The organism is Brevibacillus dissolubilis, from assembly GCF_006170445.1.
GTDB classification, from domain to species: Bacteria; Bacillota; Bacilli; order Brevibacillales; family Brevibacillaceae; genus Brevibacillus_B; species Brevibacillus_B dissolubilis.
This window is the reverse complement of the sequence record NZ_VCNA01000007.1, coordinates 64,198-80,375: the sequence shown is the minus strand read 5'-3', so window position 1 is coordinate 80,375 and position 16,178 is coordinate 64,198. Positions and strand designations below refer to the sequence as shown.

Here is a 16,178-nt window from a genome sequence, read left to right as displayed (position 1 = left end):
GTATTATTCCACCACTCTTTGTTTCGTGTACTACTTCTATTGTTACCAACCTTTTTTTTACAATACGAGCTGTGGCTTTCTTTCCAGTCGATGGTTACCCTCGACGAAGCGGATTGTGCCTGTTTTGGCCCGCATGACGACAGATTGGGTCGTTGCTCTTGTACCTTGGAAACGGACACCACGCAATAGCTCGCCGTCTGTTACACCTGTCGCGGCAAAGATCGCGTCATCGCCTTTGACCAAGTCTTCCATGAACAGAACACGGTCAGGATCGATGCCCATCTGGATGCAACGGGCACGCTCTTCCTCGTTCTGCGGCAACAGCTTGCCTTGGATTTCGCCACCGAGACATTTGAGGGCTACAGCAGCGAGAACGCCTTCTGGAGCTCCGCCGGAACCAAACAGAATGTCGACACCGGTATCAGGGAAGCAGGTATTGATCGCAGCGGCTACGTCACCGTCTGGAATCAGCTTGATGCGCGCTCCTGCTTCGCGGATCTCCTGAATGATCCGGCTGTGGCGGTCACGGTCGAGCACGATTGCGACCAGATCGCTGATGTCTTTGCCGTTGGCTTCTGCTACTGCTTTGAGGTTATCAATGATCGGGGCGTTGATGTCCACTTTGCCTACCGCTTTTGGACCTACCGCGATTTTTTCCATGTACATGTCAGGTGCATGCAGCAGGTTGCCACGGTCAGCAATCGCGATTACGGTGATCCCGCCCCATGTACCTTTGGCTACGATGTTGGTCCCTTCCAGCGGGTCAACCGCTACGTCTACATATGGAGCTCCGCCTTGACCAAGTTTTTCACCGATATAGAGCATCGGGGCTTCATCCATCTCACCTTCCCCGATTACAACGATACCTTCCATCGGTACGTTCTCAAACTCTTTACGCATCGCACGCGTCGCTGCATCATCAGCCTCATCCTTTTTCCCAAGACCCATCCAACGGGCAGAGGCAAGTGCTGCTGCCTCTGTCACACGTACAAGCTCCAATGTCAAACTGCGCTCCATATCTGTCTGTTACCTCCTTATTGATGTCCCGTACGTTTTACTACTTCCAGACGGCGGACGGTTGCACCGAGATGGCGCAATTTCCGCACTAGATTCTCATAGCCACGGTCGATATGCTCCAAGCCTTCGATTTCTGTTACGCCACCCTCGGTCATGAGTCCTGCGACAACCAATGCTGCTCCTGCACGCAGGTCAGAAGCGACGACACGCGCGCCCAGCAGCTTGCCGCCGCCGTCAATTAAAGCAGAGCGTCCCTCCACCTTGATCGTCGCACCCATCCGACGCAGCTCATCTACATGGCGAAAACGGGCTCCATAAATATTATCGGTAATGATGCTCGATCCCTTAGCCGCTGTCAAAAGCGCTGTCATCGGCTGTTGCAGGTCGGTCGGAAAGCCCGGATACGGACTGGTCTTCACATCGACTGCCCGATAGTTCTCGGCGCCGATGACCCGAACTGTGTCGTCCTCATTAATCACGGTCACACCGATCTCCCGAAGCTTGGCAGAGATCGGCTCCAAGTGCTTCGGAATTACATTCTCCAAGGTCACATCGCCACGGGTAGCGGCGGCTGCGATCATGTACGTCCCCGCCTCAATCCGGTCAGGAATGATCGTGTGGCGGCATCCGCGCAGCTGATCGACACCTTGGATGCGGATCACATCGGTACCTGCTCCTTTGATATTGGCCCCCATATTATTCAAAAGAGTCGCAACATCCACGATTTCTGGTTCACGGGCAGCGTTTTCAATAATCGTCAAGCCTTCTGCTTTGGTTGCCGCCAGCATGATATTGATCGTCGCCCCGACACTGACGAGGTCGAGATAAATCCGCGCCCCGCGCAGACGGCCAGGAGCCTTGATCGTCATCACGCCGTTCTGGTTGGTGACCACAGCGCCCAATGCTTCAAATCCTTTTATGTGCAGGTCAACAGGGCGCGGTCCCAGGTCACATCCACCCGGTAATCCCACCCGTGCTTCTCCAAATTTTCCAAGTAAAGCACCCCAAAGATAATAGGATGCGCGCAGTTTTTTTACGCGCCCATTCGGCATCACATCAAGAGTAAGAGCCCGCCCATCGATTTCCATCCAATCTTCCTCGAACAGTACGTCTGCTCCCATTTCTTTAAGCAGTTCAACATAGATATCGACATCTTGAATATGAGGCAAGTTGTCGATGACAACCGGGCCGTCCGCAAGCAAAGCGGCAGGAATTAATGCCACCGCGCTGTTTTTGGCTCCGCTGATCGTGACCTTGCCCTGAAGTGGTGTTCCCCCAGTGATAAACAGTTTCTCCATCATATTGCTCTCCTCAGGTAATATCTGAAAGAAGCACCTTCTCCACTGGAAAAGGTGCTTTGATTGACAGGATGAAACTACTTCTGCATAGCCGCCCAGTCAGCGAGGAATTTTTCCAGGCCGATATCGGTGAGTGGATGCTGCAAAAGTTGTTTGAAGACTTTATAGGGAATCGTTGCGATATGTGCGCCGCGACGTGCAGATTCTGTCACGTGCAACGGATGACGGATGCTTGCTGCGATTACTTCGGTCTCAATGTCATGCACCGCAAAGATATCCGTAATCTCCGAAATCAGCTTAAGCCCATCTTGACCAATGTCATCCAAACGTCCAAGGAACGGGGATACATAGGTAGCTCCCGCACGTGCTGCCATCAAGGCTTGGTTCGCATTGAAGATCAGCGTGACGTTAGTACGGATTTTCTTCTTGGAAAAGATTTTAACGGCTTTCAGACCTTCTTCGGTCATCGGAACTTTGATAACGATATTCTTGGACAGGCCAGCGAGCTTCTCGCCTTCTTCCACCATGCCCTTGGCGTCTGTGCTGATTACCTCAGCGCTGATTGGACCGTCAACGATGTCGATGATCTCATTGAGAGTCTGGACAAAATCGCGGCCTTCTTTGGCAACAAGGGAAGGGTTGGTTGTTACACCGGCAACAACGCCCCATTCGTGGATTTCGCGGATCTCATCTACATTGGCCGTATCAATGAAAAATCGCATGGGCTAGGCCTCCTCAATTATACGCGGTTGCTGCTTCCGAACAGACGCATTTTGCCTTTAACCACTTCTTTGATAGCGTCACGAGCAGGACCGAGGTATTTGCGAGGGTCGATTTCGTTCGGTTTTTGTTCGAGGACACGACGGATTACCTCGGTGCAAGCTACTTGGCTCTCAGTGTTCACGTTGATTTTACCAACGCCGACTTGGATGGACTTCACGATTGCTTCGTCCGGTACGCCGGAACCACCGTGGAGTACGATCGGAGCGCCGATGTTGCGTGCTACTTCTTCAATAATATCGAAGTGAATTTTTGGTTCACCTTTATACATACCATGTGCAGTACCTACTGCGATTGCCATGTAGTCTACTTTGGTCTCTTCCCAGAAACGGATCGCTTCTGCAGGTTTTGCCAAAGCAGCATCTTCTTCAGCAACATCGAGGTCGTCTTCAACGCCGCCGATGGTGCCAAGCTCGCCCTCAACAGATACACCAACAGCGTGTGCTGCTGCTACAACTTGTTTAGTGAGGCGGATATTTTCTTCGAGCGGATAGTGAGAACCGTCGAACATAACAGAGGAGAAGCCTGCGCGGATACATTTCATCACAACATCAAAGCTGCTGCCGTGGTCGAGGTGGAGTGCGATTGGTACGCCTGCACGCTTCGCAGCAGCTTCAGAGATCGCTACTACGTTATCCAGACCCATGTAGCGCATAGCGCCTTCAGATACACCGAAGATGACTGGAGATTTCTCTTCAATCGCCGCTTCTGTGATCGCTTGGGTAAACTCCAAGTTGTTGAGGTTGAATTGTCCGACTGCATACTTGTTTTTCTTTGCGTCTTCTAAGAACGCTGTCATAGGTACCAGTGCCATATTCGTATGATTCCTCCCTAAGAAACTCTGTTCATAAGCTTGGCTTATTATACCACAAGCCTATGTTTCTTAACAGGTGGTTAACACGCTAATTGTTGGTTGACAGCATGACGAAGCTCATCAATGTCGAATGGCTTGGTGAAATGAGTGAGCGCACCGAGCTGGGTGGCTTCTTTTATCATGTCCAGTTCACCGTATGCTGTCATCATGATGACCTTGATGTCTTGGTTGATTTTTTTGATGTGCTTAAGGATTTCAATTCCGTCCATGCCAGGAATCTTCATATCCAGAATGACCAAGTCAGGAGATTCTTTTTCTACAATCTCCAATGCCTGTTTGCCATTGGCCGCTTGGAAAGTGAAGTAGCCCTCTTTTCCCAGTACCTCATACAACAGGATACGAATGCCATATTGATCGTCGACAACTAGAACTTTCTTCTGCTGCATTGTCCATCCTCCTTGGTCATGCTTTAAGTTAAAACCAGCATCGTTAGTTAGTAATGTTATTTCGACCGCTTATTAGGAAAATCCTCCCTTTTAATCGAACAAAAAATAAAAAATAGGCAGTTCCCTACCTATCATAGTCGGGGAACTGCCTATTTGCATGCTTTTTTCTTAGCGGTTATGGGTAAACGCTGCTTTGACAAAGTCACGGAACAGCGGTTGTGGACGGTTCGGACGGGACGTGAACTCTGGGTGGAACTGAGTTGCTACGAACCAAGGATGATCCTTGATCTCTACGATCTCGCAGAGCTTGCCGTCTGGCGTGGTACCTGCGATGGTGAGGCCTGCATTGATCAGGCTGTCGCGGTATTCGTTGTTAACCTCATAACGGTGACGGTGGCGCTCATATACGAGCGTATTGCCGTAAGCCGCTTCGGTGAGGGTGCCGGATTGGACTTTGGTTGGTCCAAGGCCAAGGCGCATGGTACCGCCTTTGTCCTCCACGTCTTTTTGCTCTGGCAACAGGTCGATAACCGCATATGGGGTATCTGGGTTGATCTCGGAGCTGTTGGCACCTGCAAGGCCCAGTACGTGGCGGGCATATTCGATAACAGCCACTTGCATCCCGAGGCAGATTCCGAGGAATGGTACTTTATTTTCACGGGCATAGCGGGTAGCAGTGATTTTCCCTTCCACACCACGGTCGCCGAAGCCGCCTGGTACGAGGATCCCGTCTACATCGCCGAGCAGTTCGGCTACGTTTTCTGCGGTCACTTCTTCTGCCTGTACCCATTTGATGTTGATGTCGGAGTCATTGGCATAACCGGCATGGTAGAGTGCTTCTGCTACGGACTTGTAAGCGTCGTGCAGTTCCACGTATTTCCCTACGATGGCGATGCGGGTAGTGTTGGAGAGGTTTTGAATCAGAGAAATCATGTTTTTCCACTCGGTCATGTCAGCTGACTGGCAACTAAGCCCGAAGTGACGGCACACGTAGTCGTCGAGACCTTGCTCCTGCAGGAAAAGTGGAACCTGATATAGGATGTCTGCGTCGATCATCTCGATGACCGCGTTCTTGTCGATGTCGCAGAACAGAGCAAGCTTGTCCTTCATGTCTTGGGAGAGCGGCTGCTCCGTACGGGTCACGATGACGTTAGGCTGGATACCGAGGCTGCGCAGCTCTTTGACACTGTGCTGGGTCGGCTTGGTTTTCATTTCGCCGGCTGCACGGATGTATGGGATCAGCGTCACGTGGATGTACATGACGTTTTCACGGCCAATGTCGCTCTTGATCTGGCGGATCGCTTCGAGGAACGGCAAGCTCTCGATGTCACCCACTGTACCACCGATCTCGGTGATGACGACGTCTGCGCCTGTTTCGCGGCCTGCACGGAAGACACGTTCCTTGATCTCGTTTGTGATGTGCGGGATTACCTGTACGGTACCGCCGAGATAGTCACCACGGCGCTCTTTGCTGATGACAGAGGAATAGATTTTACCGGTGGTCACGTTGGAGTTGGCACTGAGGTTGATATCAATGAAACGCTCATAGTGACCAAGGTCCAGGTCGGTCTCAGCACCATCATCGGTTACAAACACTTCCCCGTGTTGATACGGGCTCATTGTGCCTGGGTCGATGTTGATATATGGGTCAAACTTTTGGATTGTCACCTTTAAACCTCTGTTCTTAAGCAAACGGCCCAAAGATGCTGCTGTGATCCCTTTACCCAGCGAGGAAACGACCCCACCCGTTACAAAAATGTACTTCGTCAACTTACGTCCCCTCTTTCCCTATTATCCGTTATCATTGATGAATGAAGACCATTACGGGGTTGCCCAACAAAAAAGAAAAAACAAAAGCGAGAGACCCATCTCAACATATAGGTTGAGCAGGGGCGCTTTTGTTTATTATATTTCCATATATGGTATATCTTCATGTGAAGCCCAAGGAGTATTTTATAATGTAGGTGGTGGGAAGTCAATACAATCCGGAACTTTTTCTAATCAAGTTCTTCTTCGATTTCTTCCTCGTCATCTAACTGCTCTTCTTCTTCCTCGTCTTCGAACAGCTCTTCTTCTTCTCCGAGATCTTCTTCCTCTTCATCGATCTCGTCTTCGTCCACGATTTCTTCTTCGTCAAGGAAGTCCGCATCTTCGTCGAAGGCGGCGATATCGTCTTCTTCTTCGAATACGTCTTCTTCTTCCATGTCGTAATCATCGTCGAAGTCATCGTCAATGACCACTTTCTTCTTCTTCACGCCGCCCTCTTGAGTCTCCTCAACAGCCTCAGTGGAGTACCAGCGCTTGAGGCCCCAGGTGTTTTCACCAATGCACACAAAACGGCCATCAATGTTTACTTCGGTATAGACTTGTGCGATGATCTTCATCATTTGCTCTTCGTTCATGTTACGAAGCGCAGCAATCTGGTCCATCAGCTCACGGAAATTGTAAGGTCTGTTGGTTTCTCTGAGAATTTCGAAAGCAATATCAACCATTGCCATTTCGCTTAAACGTTCAGCTTCAATATGTTGAAGTAACTGGCTCAAAAGTAGGCACGTCCTTTCACAACAATAACTTGGCTATTCTACAGTATTCCTTATTTTGCCCTAAAATGCAAGCGGTTCAAACCTCTTTCTCCGGGTTGGAACATCCAAAATATCCTTAATAATGGAAAACATTCGGTGTGGGTTGCGCGGTATCTGATGCAATCTACGGGAAAGTCCGTATATCCATGGTTCTTTTTCCTGTGGACATGCTTGTTGCCGCTTTCAAATACGGTTAAAGTGAAAAAGTAATCATTATTATGACCAAAGGAGACCCAAAAACAGATGCGTCAACTTCAAAAGTCTTTGATTGGACTGCTATGCAGTGTGTTGTTACTCACCTCTCTTTTTATGCCCTCAGCTGCTCTTGCCTTTCCCAAGATTCTGGCGACACAGACATTTCCGGCTCCGTTCCATCTGTCAGAATGGCTGCTAGATGATGATCATGGGTTCATCTATGCGGCGACAGCGCAGGGCGATCTGTACTTCATCCGTACCCGTGATCTGGCGGTGGTGGAGAAGCTCTCTTTTGGATCAAAAGGCAGTGTAAACGAACTCGCCGTACAGGGAGAAACCTTGTATGCCGCCCAAGGTGCCAGCAAACAGGTAAGCCTGATTGACCTTGCAGCCCACAAAGTCACAGCGACTCTCTCCCTGTCTGATACCCCCGCTACCATCGCCGTCCATGGTGACACGATGTGGTTCGCTCCGGCTCAACCTCCAGCGCCGCTTTATGAATACTCTCTCTCCACAAAGAAAGAAAAGAAGATTGCGTTTGGCAGCAGTCGAAGTGGAGCCTTGTATAGACCATTGCTTACGTATTCGCCTGAGCATCAAACTCTCTACATAGCCGAATCAGGAATATCTGGCGCCAATCTGTTTGCCGTCAACCCCAAGACCTATGAAATCTTGCACCATGCCCATCAAAGCTCGGATCAGGAATACACCGCGTTTACCGACCCGATCATCGATGGGGAGGATGTCTTCCATGCCGGCTATCGATTTGATGCCGATCAACTCGGAGTCGTACATGGAAAATTCGGTACGGAACGCACCACTTCTATGAAAGGTGTGCAAGGGAAGTATGTCCTGACCAAAGAGGCTGTTTATGACCGTGATACATTTCAAAAGCTTCGTGACCTTCCCTTTGCCGGAAATGCATCGCTAGACCAGGAAAATCACTTGTATTTATTTTCCTCGTCCTTTTCTGGTCCGGCCACCATCTATAAAATGCCGTTGGAGCTGTCTAAAAAGAAGCCCGATCCAGCCATAACCAAAGGCAATAGCCTGACCCTGCCTCTATCCATGAAAAAATGGGCATATGATGAAACCACACAGAAGCTGGGCGTAATCTTCAGGGACAGTAACCGGGTTGCGATCATCAATTCCGCAACGATGAAAATGGAAAAAGAAGTACCAGCCGGCTCCAGTCAGGCTGACATCGCAGCAAACAATGGAAAACTGTATGTCTCGCTTTATGGCACGAAACTGGCCATCATCGATTTAACAAATGGTGCTGAGGTAAAGGAACAGATTCTTCCCCTTTTTCCTGATAGTCTGGCGGTCGATGATAACCAGCTTTTCTTCGGACCAATGACGAAACATATGCCATTGCAAAGCCTGTCTCTCAACGATCACAAAATCCGTCCCGTTCCGCTTCCCAAACCAGCATACATGACGGTTTACCATGATTTTGCCGTAGATGCTGATAAGAAGCTGTTGTATCTCGCAGGCTCATCGGCTCTCTACACACTGCGCACCACGGATTTCACCTTGGTTGAGCAGAATGAACTGCGCGATTTCTACAACTACCCGATTGTATTGGACGACCAGTACGTGTATCTGGATAAGAACGCGTATGACTCTACCCATATCACCGACCAGAAAATGACGTATCCATCAGAAGTGATTGCTGCCAAGGATGGCTATGTCTTCACCCGTGATGCCGTATATGACCGTGACAGTGGCAATCTCCTCAGTCCTCTGCCTGGCCCAATTGCCGATGTGATCGTCACGGATGACCACAACATTCTGCTGTACAACGCAAAAACATACACCATCACCCGCTATTCCGACCTTTCCGACCTGATCAAGAGCGAAAGCAAGATCAAAAGCCTCCAGTTCGAGACCAAGGTGATCGATATCCTACAGGGCCAATCCTATTACCCGGCCCTCATTGCCACCTATGAAAATGGCTCCAAACGAAATGTCGCCGCTTCGGCCACTTGGGAGACGGAACCTGATGCTGTTAAGACAGAAAAATCGGTGATGGGTCTGGCCTTGCGCAGCCCCAAAATCAACCCACAAGGATCAACCGTTACGGCCACGTACCAAGGGCTTACCGCTCAGGCTATCGTAAAAACCGGGCCGTACAAAGTAGCTACAGAGATCTCTATTAAATCCAAAAGCAAAAGCAAAAAAATATCTGTCGGGCAGCGCAATTTCCTTACCATTACAGCCAAGTATAAGGATAACACCAAACAAGACATAACCCGGATTGCCACGGTGTATCCAGAATCCTCTATCATCTATGACAACGGGGACCTCGTAGCGGTTCGGGAAGGAACGGATCAGATTGGGATTCGTCATCAAGATCATTACTCCATCGTTAGTGTCACGGTCTCACCAGCCGCTAAGCCAGCCCAACCTGCTGTCAAAATTGAGGGTCTGATCTTAGACGACACCGCCTGGACAGAATCAGACGGCAGTATCTCCAACAATTATTCGTACACCATCGCAGTTGATCCCGAATCAGCCATCCTGAAATCCAGCATCGCAAAAGATGACATTACGATTACATTACCTGACGGTGTGAAAGCATACTTCATTGGAGGCAGGGCTTCCAATGACTTGACGGTAGAACTCGTCGGCAAAGTGGACCCAACTGACTTGCCTGTCACGATCCCTGTCATCATCAAATCCTCTGCCACCACTATGCCCAGCCGTGCAAAGGATTCAGCTACGTTCAATCTGACTCTGAAGCCCCGACCTACCAACTAACGCAAAAAAGCCGTTACAACCTGTTTTTCGCAGGCTGTAGCGGCTTTTTTCTCATGACCAATGACCGGGAAAGTCCGTATCAGGGGTCCGGGGAAAACTACCTTACATATTACGGCGGTACTGTCCGCCTACTTCATACAGAGCGGCACTGATCTGACCGAGGGACGCGTATTTGACCGTCTCCATCAGCTCAGCAAAGATGTTGCCGCCAGATACTGCGACTTCTTGCAGGCGGCGCAGGGCTTCTGGTGCCGTGTCTTTGTTGCGCTCTTGGAAGGCGCGGAGGTTCTGGATCTGGTGTTCCTTCTCTTCCACGTCGGCACGGGCCAGCTCGATCTCATAGTCTTCTTCTGATGCGTTCGGGTTGAGGAAGGTGTTGACACCGATGATCGGCAGCTCGCCAGTGTGCTTTTTCATCTCGTAGTACATGGACTCGTCTTGGATTTTGCCGCGTTGGTATTGGGTCTCCATCGCGCCAAGCACGCCGCCGCGTTGGCTGAGACGTTCGAATTCGGCCATGACCGCTTCTTCGACGAGGTCGGTCAGCTCTTCGATGATAAATGCACCTTGGAGTGGGTTTTCGTTTTTAGCGAGGCCCAGTTCTTTGTTGATGATCATCTGGATCGCCATCGCACGGCGCACGGAGTTCTCAGTAGGCGTGGTGATCGCTTCGTCAAATGCATTGGTATGCAACGAGTTGCAGTTGTCGTAGATCGCGATCAGCGCCTGCAGAGTGGTGCGGATATCGTTGAAGTCCATCTCTTGCGCGTGGAGGGAGCGGCCGGATGTCTGGATGTGGTACTTGAGCTTCTGGCTGCGCTCGTTGGCGTTGTATTTGTTTTTCATCGTGGTGGCCCAGATGCGGCGGGCTACACGGCCGATGACGGTGTATTCTGGATCGAGACCGTTGGAGAAGAAGAACGACAGGTTGTGCGCGAAGTCGTTGATGTTCATACCACGGCTCAGGTAGTACTCCACATAGGTGAAGCCGTTAGCCAGCGTAAAAGCAAGCTGGGTGATCGGATTCGCCCCTGCTTCGGCGATATGGTAGCCGGAGATGGAGACCGAGTAGTAGTTGCGGACTTTTTTGTCGATGAAGTATTGCTGGATGTCCCCCATCATGCGGAGCGCGAATTCAGTGGAGAAGATGCAGGTGTTCTGACCTTGGTCTTCTTTGAGAATGTCGGCTTGCACGGTCCCGCGTACGGTGGAGAGGGTGTAGTCTTTGATCTGTTGGAACTCTTCTGCTGTCGGTTGACGGTTTTCACGCTGAATGAAGAACTCTACCTGCTGCTCAATGGCGGTGTTCATGAACATCGCGAGGATCATCGGCGCAGGACCGTTGATCGTCATAGAGACAGAGGTGCTAGGTGCGCAGAGGTCGAAGCCTGCGTAGAGTTTTTTCATGTCGTCAAGGGTACAGATGCTGACACCGGAGTTACCGATTTTACCGTAAATGTCCGGGCGGTAGTCTGGGTCTTCACCATAGAGGGTTACACTGTCAAAAGCGGTACTGAGGCGCTTCGCATCATCGTTCTTGGACAGGAAGTGGAAACGGCGGTTGGTACGCTCTGGTGTTCCTTCACCTGCGAACTGGCGGCGTGGATCTTCCCCTTCACGCTTGAACGGGAACACACCTGCTGTGTACGGGAATTCACCTGGTACGTTTTCCTTCATCGCCCAGCGCAGGATTTCACCGTAGTCTTCGAACTGTGGCAGGCTGACTTTCGAGATGCGCGTACCAGACAGAGATTCGGTGAACAGCTTGGTACGGATTTCTTTATCACGGATTTTGGTGATGTGGACATCTTGCTTATACTCTTCCTTCAGCGTTGGCCATCTGTCGAGAATCAGGCGGCAGGTCGGGTCAAGCTGTTGGTCGAAGTGAGCGATTTGTTTGTCCAGCACTTCGAGCAATTCTGGATTCTCACCAGCGGCTTGGAGCGTTTCTTTGGCTCCGCGCAGCTGGTAGATTTTGCGGGCGATAGCGGATTGCTCATCAACGAACTTGCGGTAGCCGCGTACCGTGCTGGCGATTTCTTGGAGGTAGTGGATGCGGTCTGTCGGGATCAGGGACTTCTTGGTCACGACAACCGGAGTCGGATCAAGGTTCTCTGTACTCCACTCCACACCAGTCTTCTCCACGATGGTCTTCACCAGCTTGGCAAAAAGCGCATTGGTGCCGTCATCGTTGAATTGGCTGGCGATGGTACCGTATACTGGCAACGCTTCATCTGCAGCATCCCACAGGTTGTGGTTGCGGCGGTATTGTTTGCGGACTTCGCGGAACGCATCTTCGGAGCCTTTGCGCTCAAACTTGTTGATCGCCACAAGGTCAGCGAAGTCGAGCATGTCGATCTTCTCCAGCTGGCTCGGCGCACCGAATTCACTGGTCATCACGTACATGGAGGTGTCGCAGACCTCAGTGATCTGTGCGTCCCCTTGACCGATCCCGCTCGTCTCTACTACAACCAGATCGAACTCAGCCGCTTTGGCTACGGAGATCGCATCACGGATTGCGCCGGACAGCTCGGAACCGGATTTACGGGTAGCGAGGCTTCGCATATAGACACGCGGAGTATTGTTGGCATTCATGCGGATACGGTCACCGAGGAGCGCACCGCCTGTTTTTTGCTTGGATGGGTCGATGGACAGGATGGCAATCGTTTTGTCCTTGTAGGTGTTGATAAAACGGCGAACCAGCTCATCGGTCAGCGAGCTTTTACCCGCGCCGCCTGTACCGGTAATCCCCACGACTGGGACGGTTTTCGTTGGAGCAGGAAGCTGTGCCGCCACTGCCGCAAAAGCGTCTGGCTGCTGCACCGCATACTCCGCTACGGAGATCAGGCGGGCTACCGCTTTGTGGCTTTGCGATTTGAGCTCTTCGATTTCGTTCTCTACCTGTTTGACGGTTGGGAAATCGGTCTCGCGGAGCATGAGGTTAATCATGCCTTGCAGACCGAGACGGCGCCCGTCATCTGGGGAAAAGATTTTGATCACGCCGTACTCTTCCAGCTCACGGATTTCGCGTGGAATGATCACCCCGCCACCGCCGCCGAATACCTTGATATGCTCGGCACCGCGTTCTTTTAACAGGTCAATCATATATTTGAAATATTCTACGTGACCGCCTTGGTAGGAACTGATGGCGATGCCCTGCACGTCTTCTTGGATCGCAGCTGTGACGACCTCGTCAACAGAGCGGTTGTGCCCGAGGTGAATCACCTCAGCTCCAGAAGATTGCAAAATGCGGCGCATGATATTGATTGTCGCATCATGACCATCATAGAGGCTGGCTGCAGTTACAAAACGGATTTTATTTTGCGGACGGTATACTTCAGTCTCCATCGTTTTACCCCCTAAATTGGGAGCGGACTACTGCACGCTCCCGCTAATTTCACGCAGCAACAGGGAGATCTGCTTTTCGGTGTACTCCTCCAAGCTGTAATCCCTGCTCAGCGTCCAACGTCTAAATGTCCACATCTCGCCGAGCACCATAATGTTATGGGCCATCAGCTTGACGTCTTTTTCATCGATACGAATCGAGCCGTCTTCAATCCCTTTGTGCAGGATTTCTACGAAGATGCCGGCGATTTCTTCTTCCCGTCTGAGAACATACTTGATCGTCTCAGGCGGCAGTGATTTGGTCTCTTGGTAGATCAACAGCACCCGGTCATTCACTTGATCCATCACGCGGAAAAAGTTTTTGAGTGCCATTGTCAGAATTTTAAGCCCGGTACCGTTAGGAGTGATTGTTTCCCGCAGGCGGGTCTCCACTTCATTGTGGATCGCATCACAGACGAGATACAGGACGTCTTCTTTGGATTCGATATACTCATAGAGCGTCCCGATACTGAAGCCAGATGCACGGGCGATCTCACGGGTGGTGGTTTTGTGGAATCCTTTATGGATAAAAAGGTCAACGGCAGCTTCAATGATCTGCTCGCGACGTTTTTCGATCAGTTTCGGGTCCTTGACGAGGGACGGAATCTGCTTCTTCTTTTCTTGCATGGTATACAGACACCTCTCTAACCGACTGAGCGTTTGGTCGTGTTTGTTTGTGAAAAATAAAGATTGTACGCTCTCATCCCACCATTATAAGCAGAGTCCAGAGAGCGTTACAATCCTATATTTTTGGTGAACATACCTTTATTATTGCGGAAACCAGGTGCGCACCATTTTTTCCGCTACGCTGTATGGGTCAAGTTGACGTTGGGCCACGCCTGAGAGTTCGTCTGCGAATGCGCCTTTTTGCACGAAGTTCTGCATCCGGACAAACATCTGATAGTTGACGATGTCGAGCACTTCTTCCTGCAATTGCTTGGCGCGTTTCTTCTGCCACTCGCCGCTGGATTCAAGGAAAGCCTGATGACGGAGAACCTCGTTCCACATATCAGCCATTCCAAGATTTTGAGTCGAGATGGTTTTGCTGATAGGCGGTCGCCACGGGGCATCGTGCTTGACGAGATCGAGCATCTGCTCTACCTCAGTCTCTAGCTTGTCGACGCCAGGCAGATCAGCTTTGTTGATGACAAAAAGATCGGCAATCTCCATGATCCCTGCTTTGAACGCCTGTACCGAATCACCGCCGCCCGGATTGAGCACGACGATGGTGGTATCCGCGATATTCATCACGTCCAGCTCGGATTGCCCGACACCGACCGTCTCGATCAGGATCACATCACAGCCGTAGGCATCGAGTACGCGGACAGCGTCTTTGGTGTTGCGGGACAGACCGCCGAGACTGCCTCGTGTGCCCATGCTGCGGATGAAGACTCCTGTGTCGAGAGCGTGGTTCTGCATCCGGACCCGGTCACCCAAGAGCGCACCGCCGGTAAACGGGCTGGTCGGGTCGACCGCCGCTACTCCGACAGTGAGACCTTGAGAGCGCAGGAAGCCGATCAGACAATCGACCATCGAGCTTTTTCCCGCGCCTGGTGTCCCAGTGATCCCGATCAATTTGGCACGTCCGGTGTAGGGGAAGATTTCCTGTAAGATCTGTGAACGTTCCGGGTAATCATTTTCGATGCATGTAATCGCACGGGCGGCTCCGCGTACATCCCCTGCTAAGATTCGTTTCGTTATCTCGTGCATGGATGGGCCTCCCTCTCGACTACTCTTTGAGCAGGAGGTTGCTGATTACGACGCGCTGAATCTCGTTGGTACCCTCATAGATTTGAGTGATTTTGGCGTCACGCATCATGCGTTCTACCGGGTATTCACGGGTATAGCCGTAGCCGCCGAATACCTGTACCGCATCCGTGGTGATCTCCATCGCGATATCACCTGCGAATACTTTGGACATCGCAGATGCTTTACCATATGGCAGACCCATATCTTCGAGCCATGCTGCCTGGTAGGTCAGGAGACGGGCTGCTTCGATTTTGGTAGCCATGTCTGCCAGCTTGAATTGGATCGCTTGCAGGCTTGAAATTGGTTTGCCGAATTGCACGCGTTCTTTGGCATAATTGAGTGCTTGCTCGTATGCGCCCTGTGCGATCCCGAGTGCTTGGGCAGCGATACCATTGCGGCCGCCGTCGAGGGTCATCATCGCGATTTTGAAGCCTTGGCCCAGTTCGCCGAGCATGTTGGCTGCTGGTACGCGGCAATCTTCGAAGATCACTTCGAGGGTTGGGCTGGAACGAATCCCGAGTTTCTTTTCTTTCTTACCCATGGAGAAGCCTGGGGTGCCTTTTTCTACGATGAAGGCGGTTACCCCTTTGTGCTTCGCTGCCGCGTCCGTTACCGCGAATACCACGTAGATTTCTGCTTCGCCTGCATTGGTGATGAAGATTTTGTTGCCGTTGAGGATATAGTCGTCACCGTCTTGTACTGCGGTGGTACGCATCCCAGCAGAGTCAGAACCGGAGCCTGGCTCAGTCAGACAGTACGCGCCCATTTTTTTGCCTTCCGCAAGTGGACGGAGGAATTGTTGTTTTTGCTCTTCGGTACCGAACTTGTAGATCGGCCAGCTTGCAAGGGATACGTGTGCGGAGAGTGTTACCCCGATGGACGCATCGACGCGGGAGAGCTCTTCGACTGCGATCACGTAGCTTTGGTAGTCAGCGCCTGCACCACCGTATTGCTCTGGCCATGGAATACCGGTCAGACCGAGTTCAGCCATCTGCTCGAAGATCGCGCGGTCAAAACGCTCTTCTTCGTCACGCTCTGCTGCGGTTGGTGCGACTTGATTTTCTGCGAATTCACGAATCATTTTGCGGAGCATTTCTTGCTCTTCGTTTAAGCGGAAATCCATTATTGCCCACACTCCTATATATTGGTT

At 51.1% G+C, this 16,178-nt stretch carries 12 protein-coding genes; 1 reads left to right on the top strand and 11 read right to left on the bottom strand.

The features are described 5' to 3' along the window. Nucleotides 1-57: 57 nt before the first annotated feature. The 7 genes from glpX to rpoE all read right to left on the bottom strand — a co-directional run bounded on the left by glpX (nt 58) and on the right by rpoE (nt 6,898). Entirely contained in the window at nt 58-1,017 is a 960-nt protein-coding gene (glpX, locus tag FGI41_RS14415; protein WP_139491053.1) for a class II fructose-bisphosphatase, read from the bottom strand. Between the two features lie 17 nt (nt 1,018-1,034). Continuing rightward, complete coding sequence (murA, locus tag FGI41_RS14410) at nt 1,035-2,315, bottom strand: UDP-N-acetylglucosamine 1-carboxyvinyltransferase (protein WP_139491246.1); 1,281 nt, start codon at nt 2,313-2,315, stop codon at nt 1,035-1,037. A 77-nt stretch (nt 2,316-2,392) separates the two neighbouring features. Next, the gene (gene fsa, locus FGI41_RS14405; RefSeq protein ID WP_139491052.1) at nt 2,393-3,037 is read right to left on the bottom strand and encodes a fructose-6-phosphate aldolase; all 645 of its coding nucleotides are present in this window, start codon (nt 3,035-3,037) and stop codon (nt 2,393-2,395) included. 17 nt (nt 3,038-3,054) lie between these two features. Next, nucleotides 3,055-3,909 carry a class II fructose-1,6-bisphosphate aldolase gene (gene fba, locus FGI41_RS14400; protein WP_139491051.1) on the bottom strand — a complete coding sequence of 285 codons (855 nt, stop codon included), beginning with the start codon at nt 3,907-3,909 and terminating at the stop codon, nt 3,055-3,057. A gap of 80 nt (nt 3,910-3,989) precedes the next feature. Further along, a complete protein-coding gene (locus FGI41_RS14395) occupies nt 3,990-4,355 on the bottom strand; it encodes a response regulator (RefSeq protein ID WP_139491050.1) in 366 nt (121 codons plus the stop codon). Nucleotides 4,356-4,523: 168 nt separating this feature from the next. Next, nucleotides 4,524-6,125: a CTP synthase gene (gene pyrG, locus FGI41_RS14390; protein WP_139491049.1), complete on the bottom strand. Its 1,602-nt coding sequence runs from the start codon at nt 6,123-6,125 to the stop codon at nt 4,524-4,526. Between the two features lie 227 nt (nt 6,126-6,352). Next, a complete protein-coding gene (gene rpoE, locus FGI41_RS14385) occupies nt 6,353-6,898 on the bottom strand; it encodes a DNA-directed RNA polymerase subunit delta (RefSeq protein ID WP_139491048.1) in 546 nt (181 codons plus the stop codon). A gap of 282 nt (nt 6,899-7,180) precedes the next feature. On the opposite strand from rpoE, the gene FGI41_RS14380 reads away from it, so the two are divergent. Further along, the gene (locus FGI41_RS14380) at nt 7,181-9,895 is read left to right on the top strand and encodes a YncE family protein (protein ID WP_139491047.1); all 2,715 of its coding nucleotides are present in this window, start codon (nt 7,181-7,183) and stop codon (nt 9,893-9,895) included. 102 nt (nt 9,896-9,997) lie between these two features. Here the strand turns inward: FGI41_RS14380 and icmF are convergent, their stop codons facing one another. The 4 genes from icmF to FGI41_RS14360 form a co-directional block, all read right to left on the bottom strand. Beyond that, entirely contained in the window at nt 9,998-13,243 is a 3,246-nt protein-coding gene (icmF, locus tag FGI41_RS14375) for a fused isobutyryl-CoA mutase/GTPase IcmF (RefSeq protein ID WP_139491046.1), read from the bottom strand. Between the two features lie 27 nt (nt 13,244-13,270). After that, entirely contained in the window at nt 13,271-13,906 is a 636-nt protein-coding gene (locus tag FGI41_RS14370) for a TetR/AcrR family transcriptional regulator (protein ID WP_139491045.1), read from the bottom strand. Between the two features lie 141 nt (nt 13,907-14,047). Continuing rightward, a complete protein-coding gene (gene meaB / locus FGI41_RS14365) occupies nt 14,048-14,989 on the bottom strand; it encodes a methylmalonyl Co-A mutase-associated GTPase MeaB (RefSeq protein ID WP_139491044.1) in 942 nt (313 codons plus the stop codon). Nucleotides 14,990-15,008: 19 nt separating this feature from the next. Further along, nucleotides 15,009-16,151, bottom strand: coding sequence for an acyl-CoA dehydrogenase (locus FGI41_RS14360; protein WP_139491043.1), 1,143 nt, complete (start codon nt 16,149-16,151; stop codon nt 15,009-15,011). Between the last annotated feature and the right edge of the window lie 27 nt (nt 16,152-16,178).

Coding starts and splice junctions, on each gene's coding strand:
- meaB (WP_139491044.1), bottom strand. CDS start 14,989: ATGCACGAGATAACGAAACGAATCTTAGCAGGGGATGTACGCGGAGCC.
- FGI41_RS14360 (WP_139491043.1), bottom strand. CDS start 16,151: ATGGATTTCCGCTTAAACGAAGAGCAAGAAATGCTCCGCAAAATGATT.
- fba (WP_139491051.1), bottom strand. CDS start 3,909: ATGGCACTGGTACCTATGACAGCGTTCTTAGAAGACGCAAAGAAAAAC.
- FGI41_RS14370 (WP_139491045.1), bottom strand. CDS start 13,906: ATGCAAGAAAAGAAGAAGCAGATTCCGTCCCTCGTCAAGGACCCGAAA.
- FGI41_RS14380 (WP_139491047.1), top strand. CDS start 7,181: ATGCGTCAACTTCAAAAGTCTTTGATTGGACTGCTATGCAGTGTGTTG.
- glpX (WP_139491053.1), bottom strand. CDS start 1,017: ATGGAGCGCAGTTTGACATTGGAGCTTGTACGTGTGACAGAGGCAGCA.
- icmF (WP_139491046.1), bottom strand. CDS start 13,243: ATGGAGACTGAAGTATACCGTCCGCAAAATAAAATCCGTTTTGTAACT.
- FGI41_RS14395 (WP_139491050.1), bottom strand. CDS start 4,355: ATGCAGCAGAAGAAAGTTCTAGTTGTCGACGATCAATATGGCATTCGT.
- fsa (WP_139491052.1), bottom strand. CDS start 3,037: ATGCGATTTTTCATTGATACGGCCAATGTAGATGAGATCCGCGAAATC.
- murA (WP_139491246.1), bottom strand. CDS start 2,315: ATGGAGAAACTGTTTATCACTGGGGGAACACCACTTCAGGGCAAGGTC.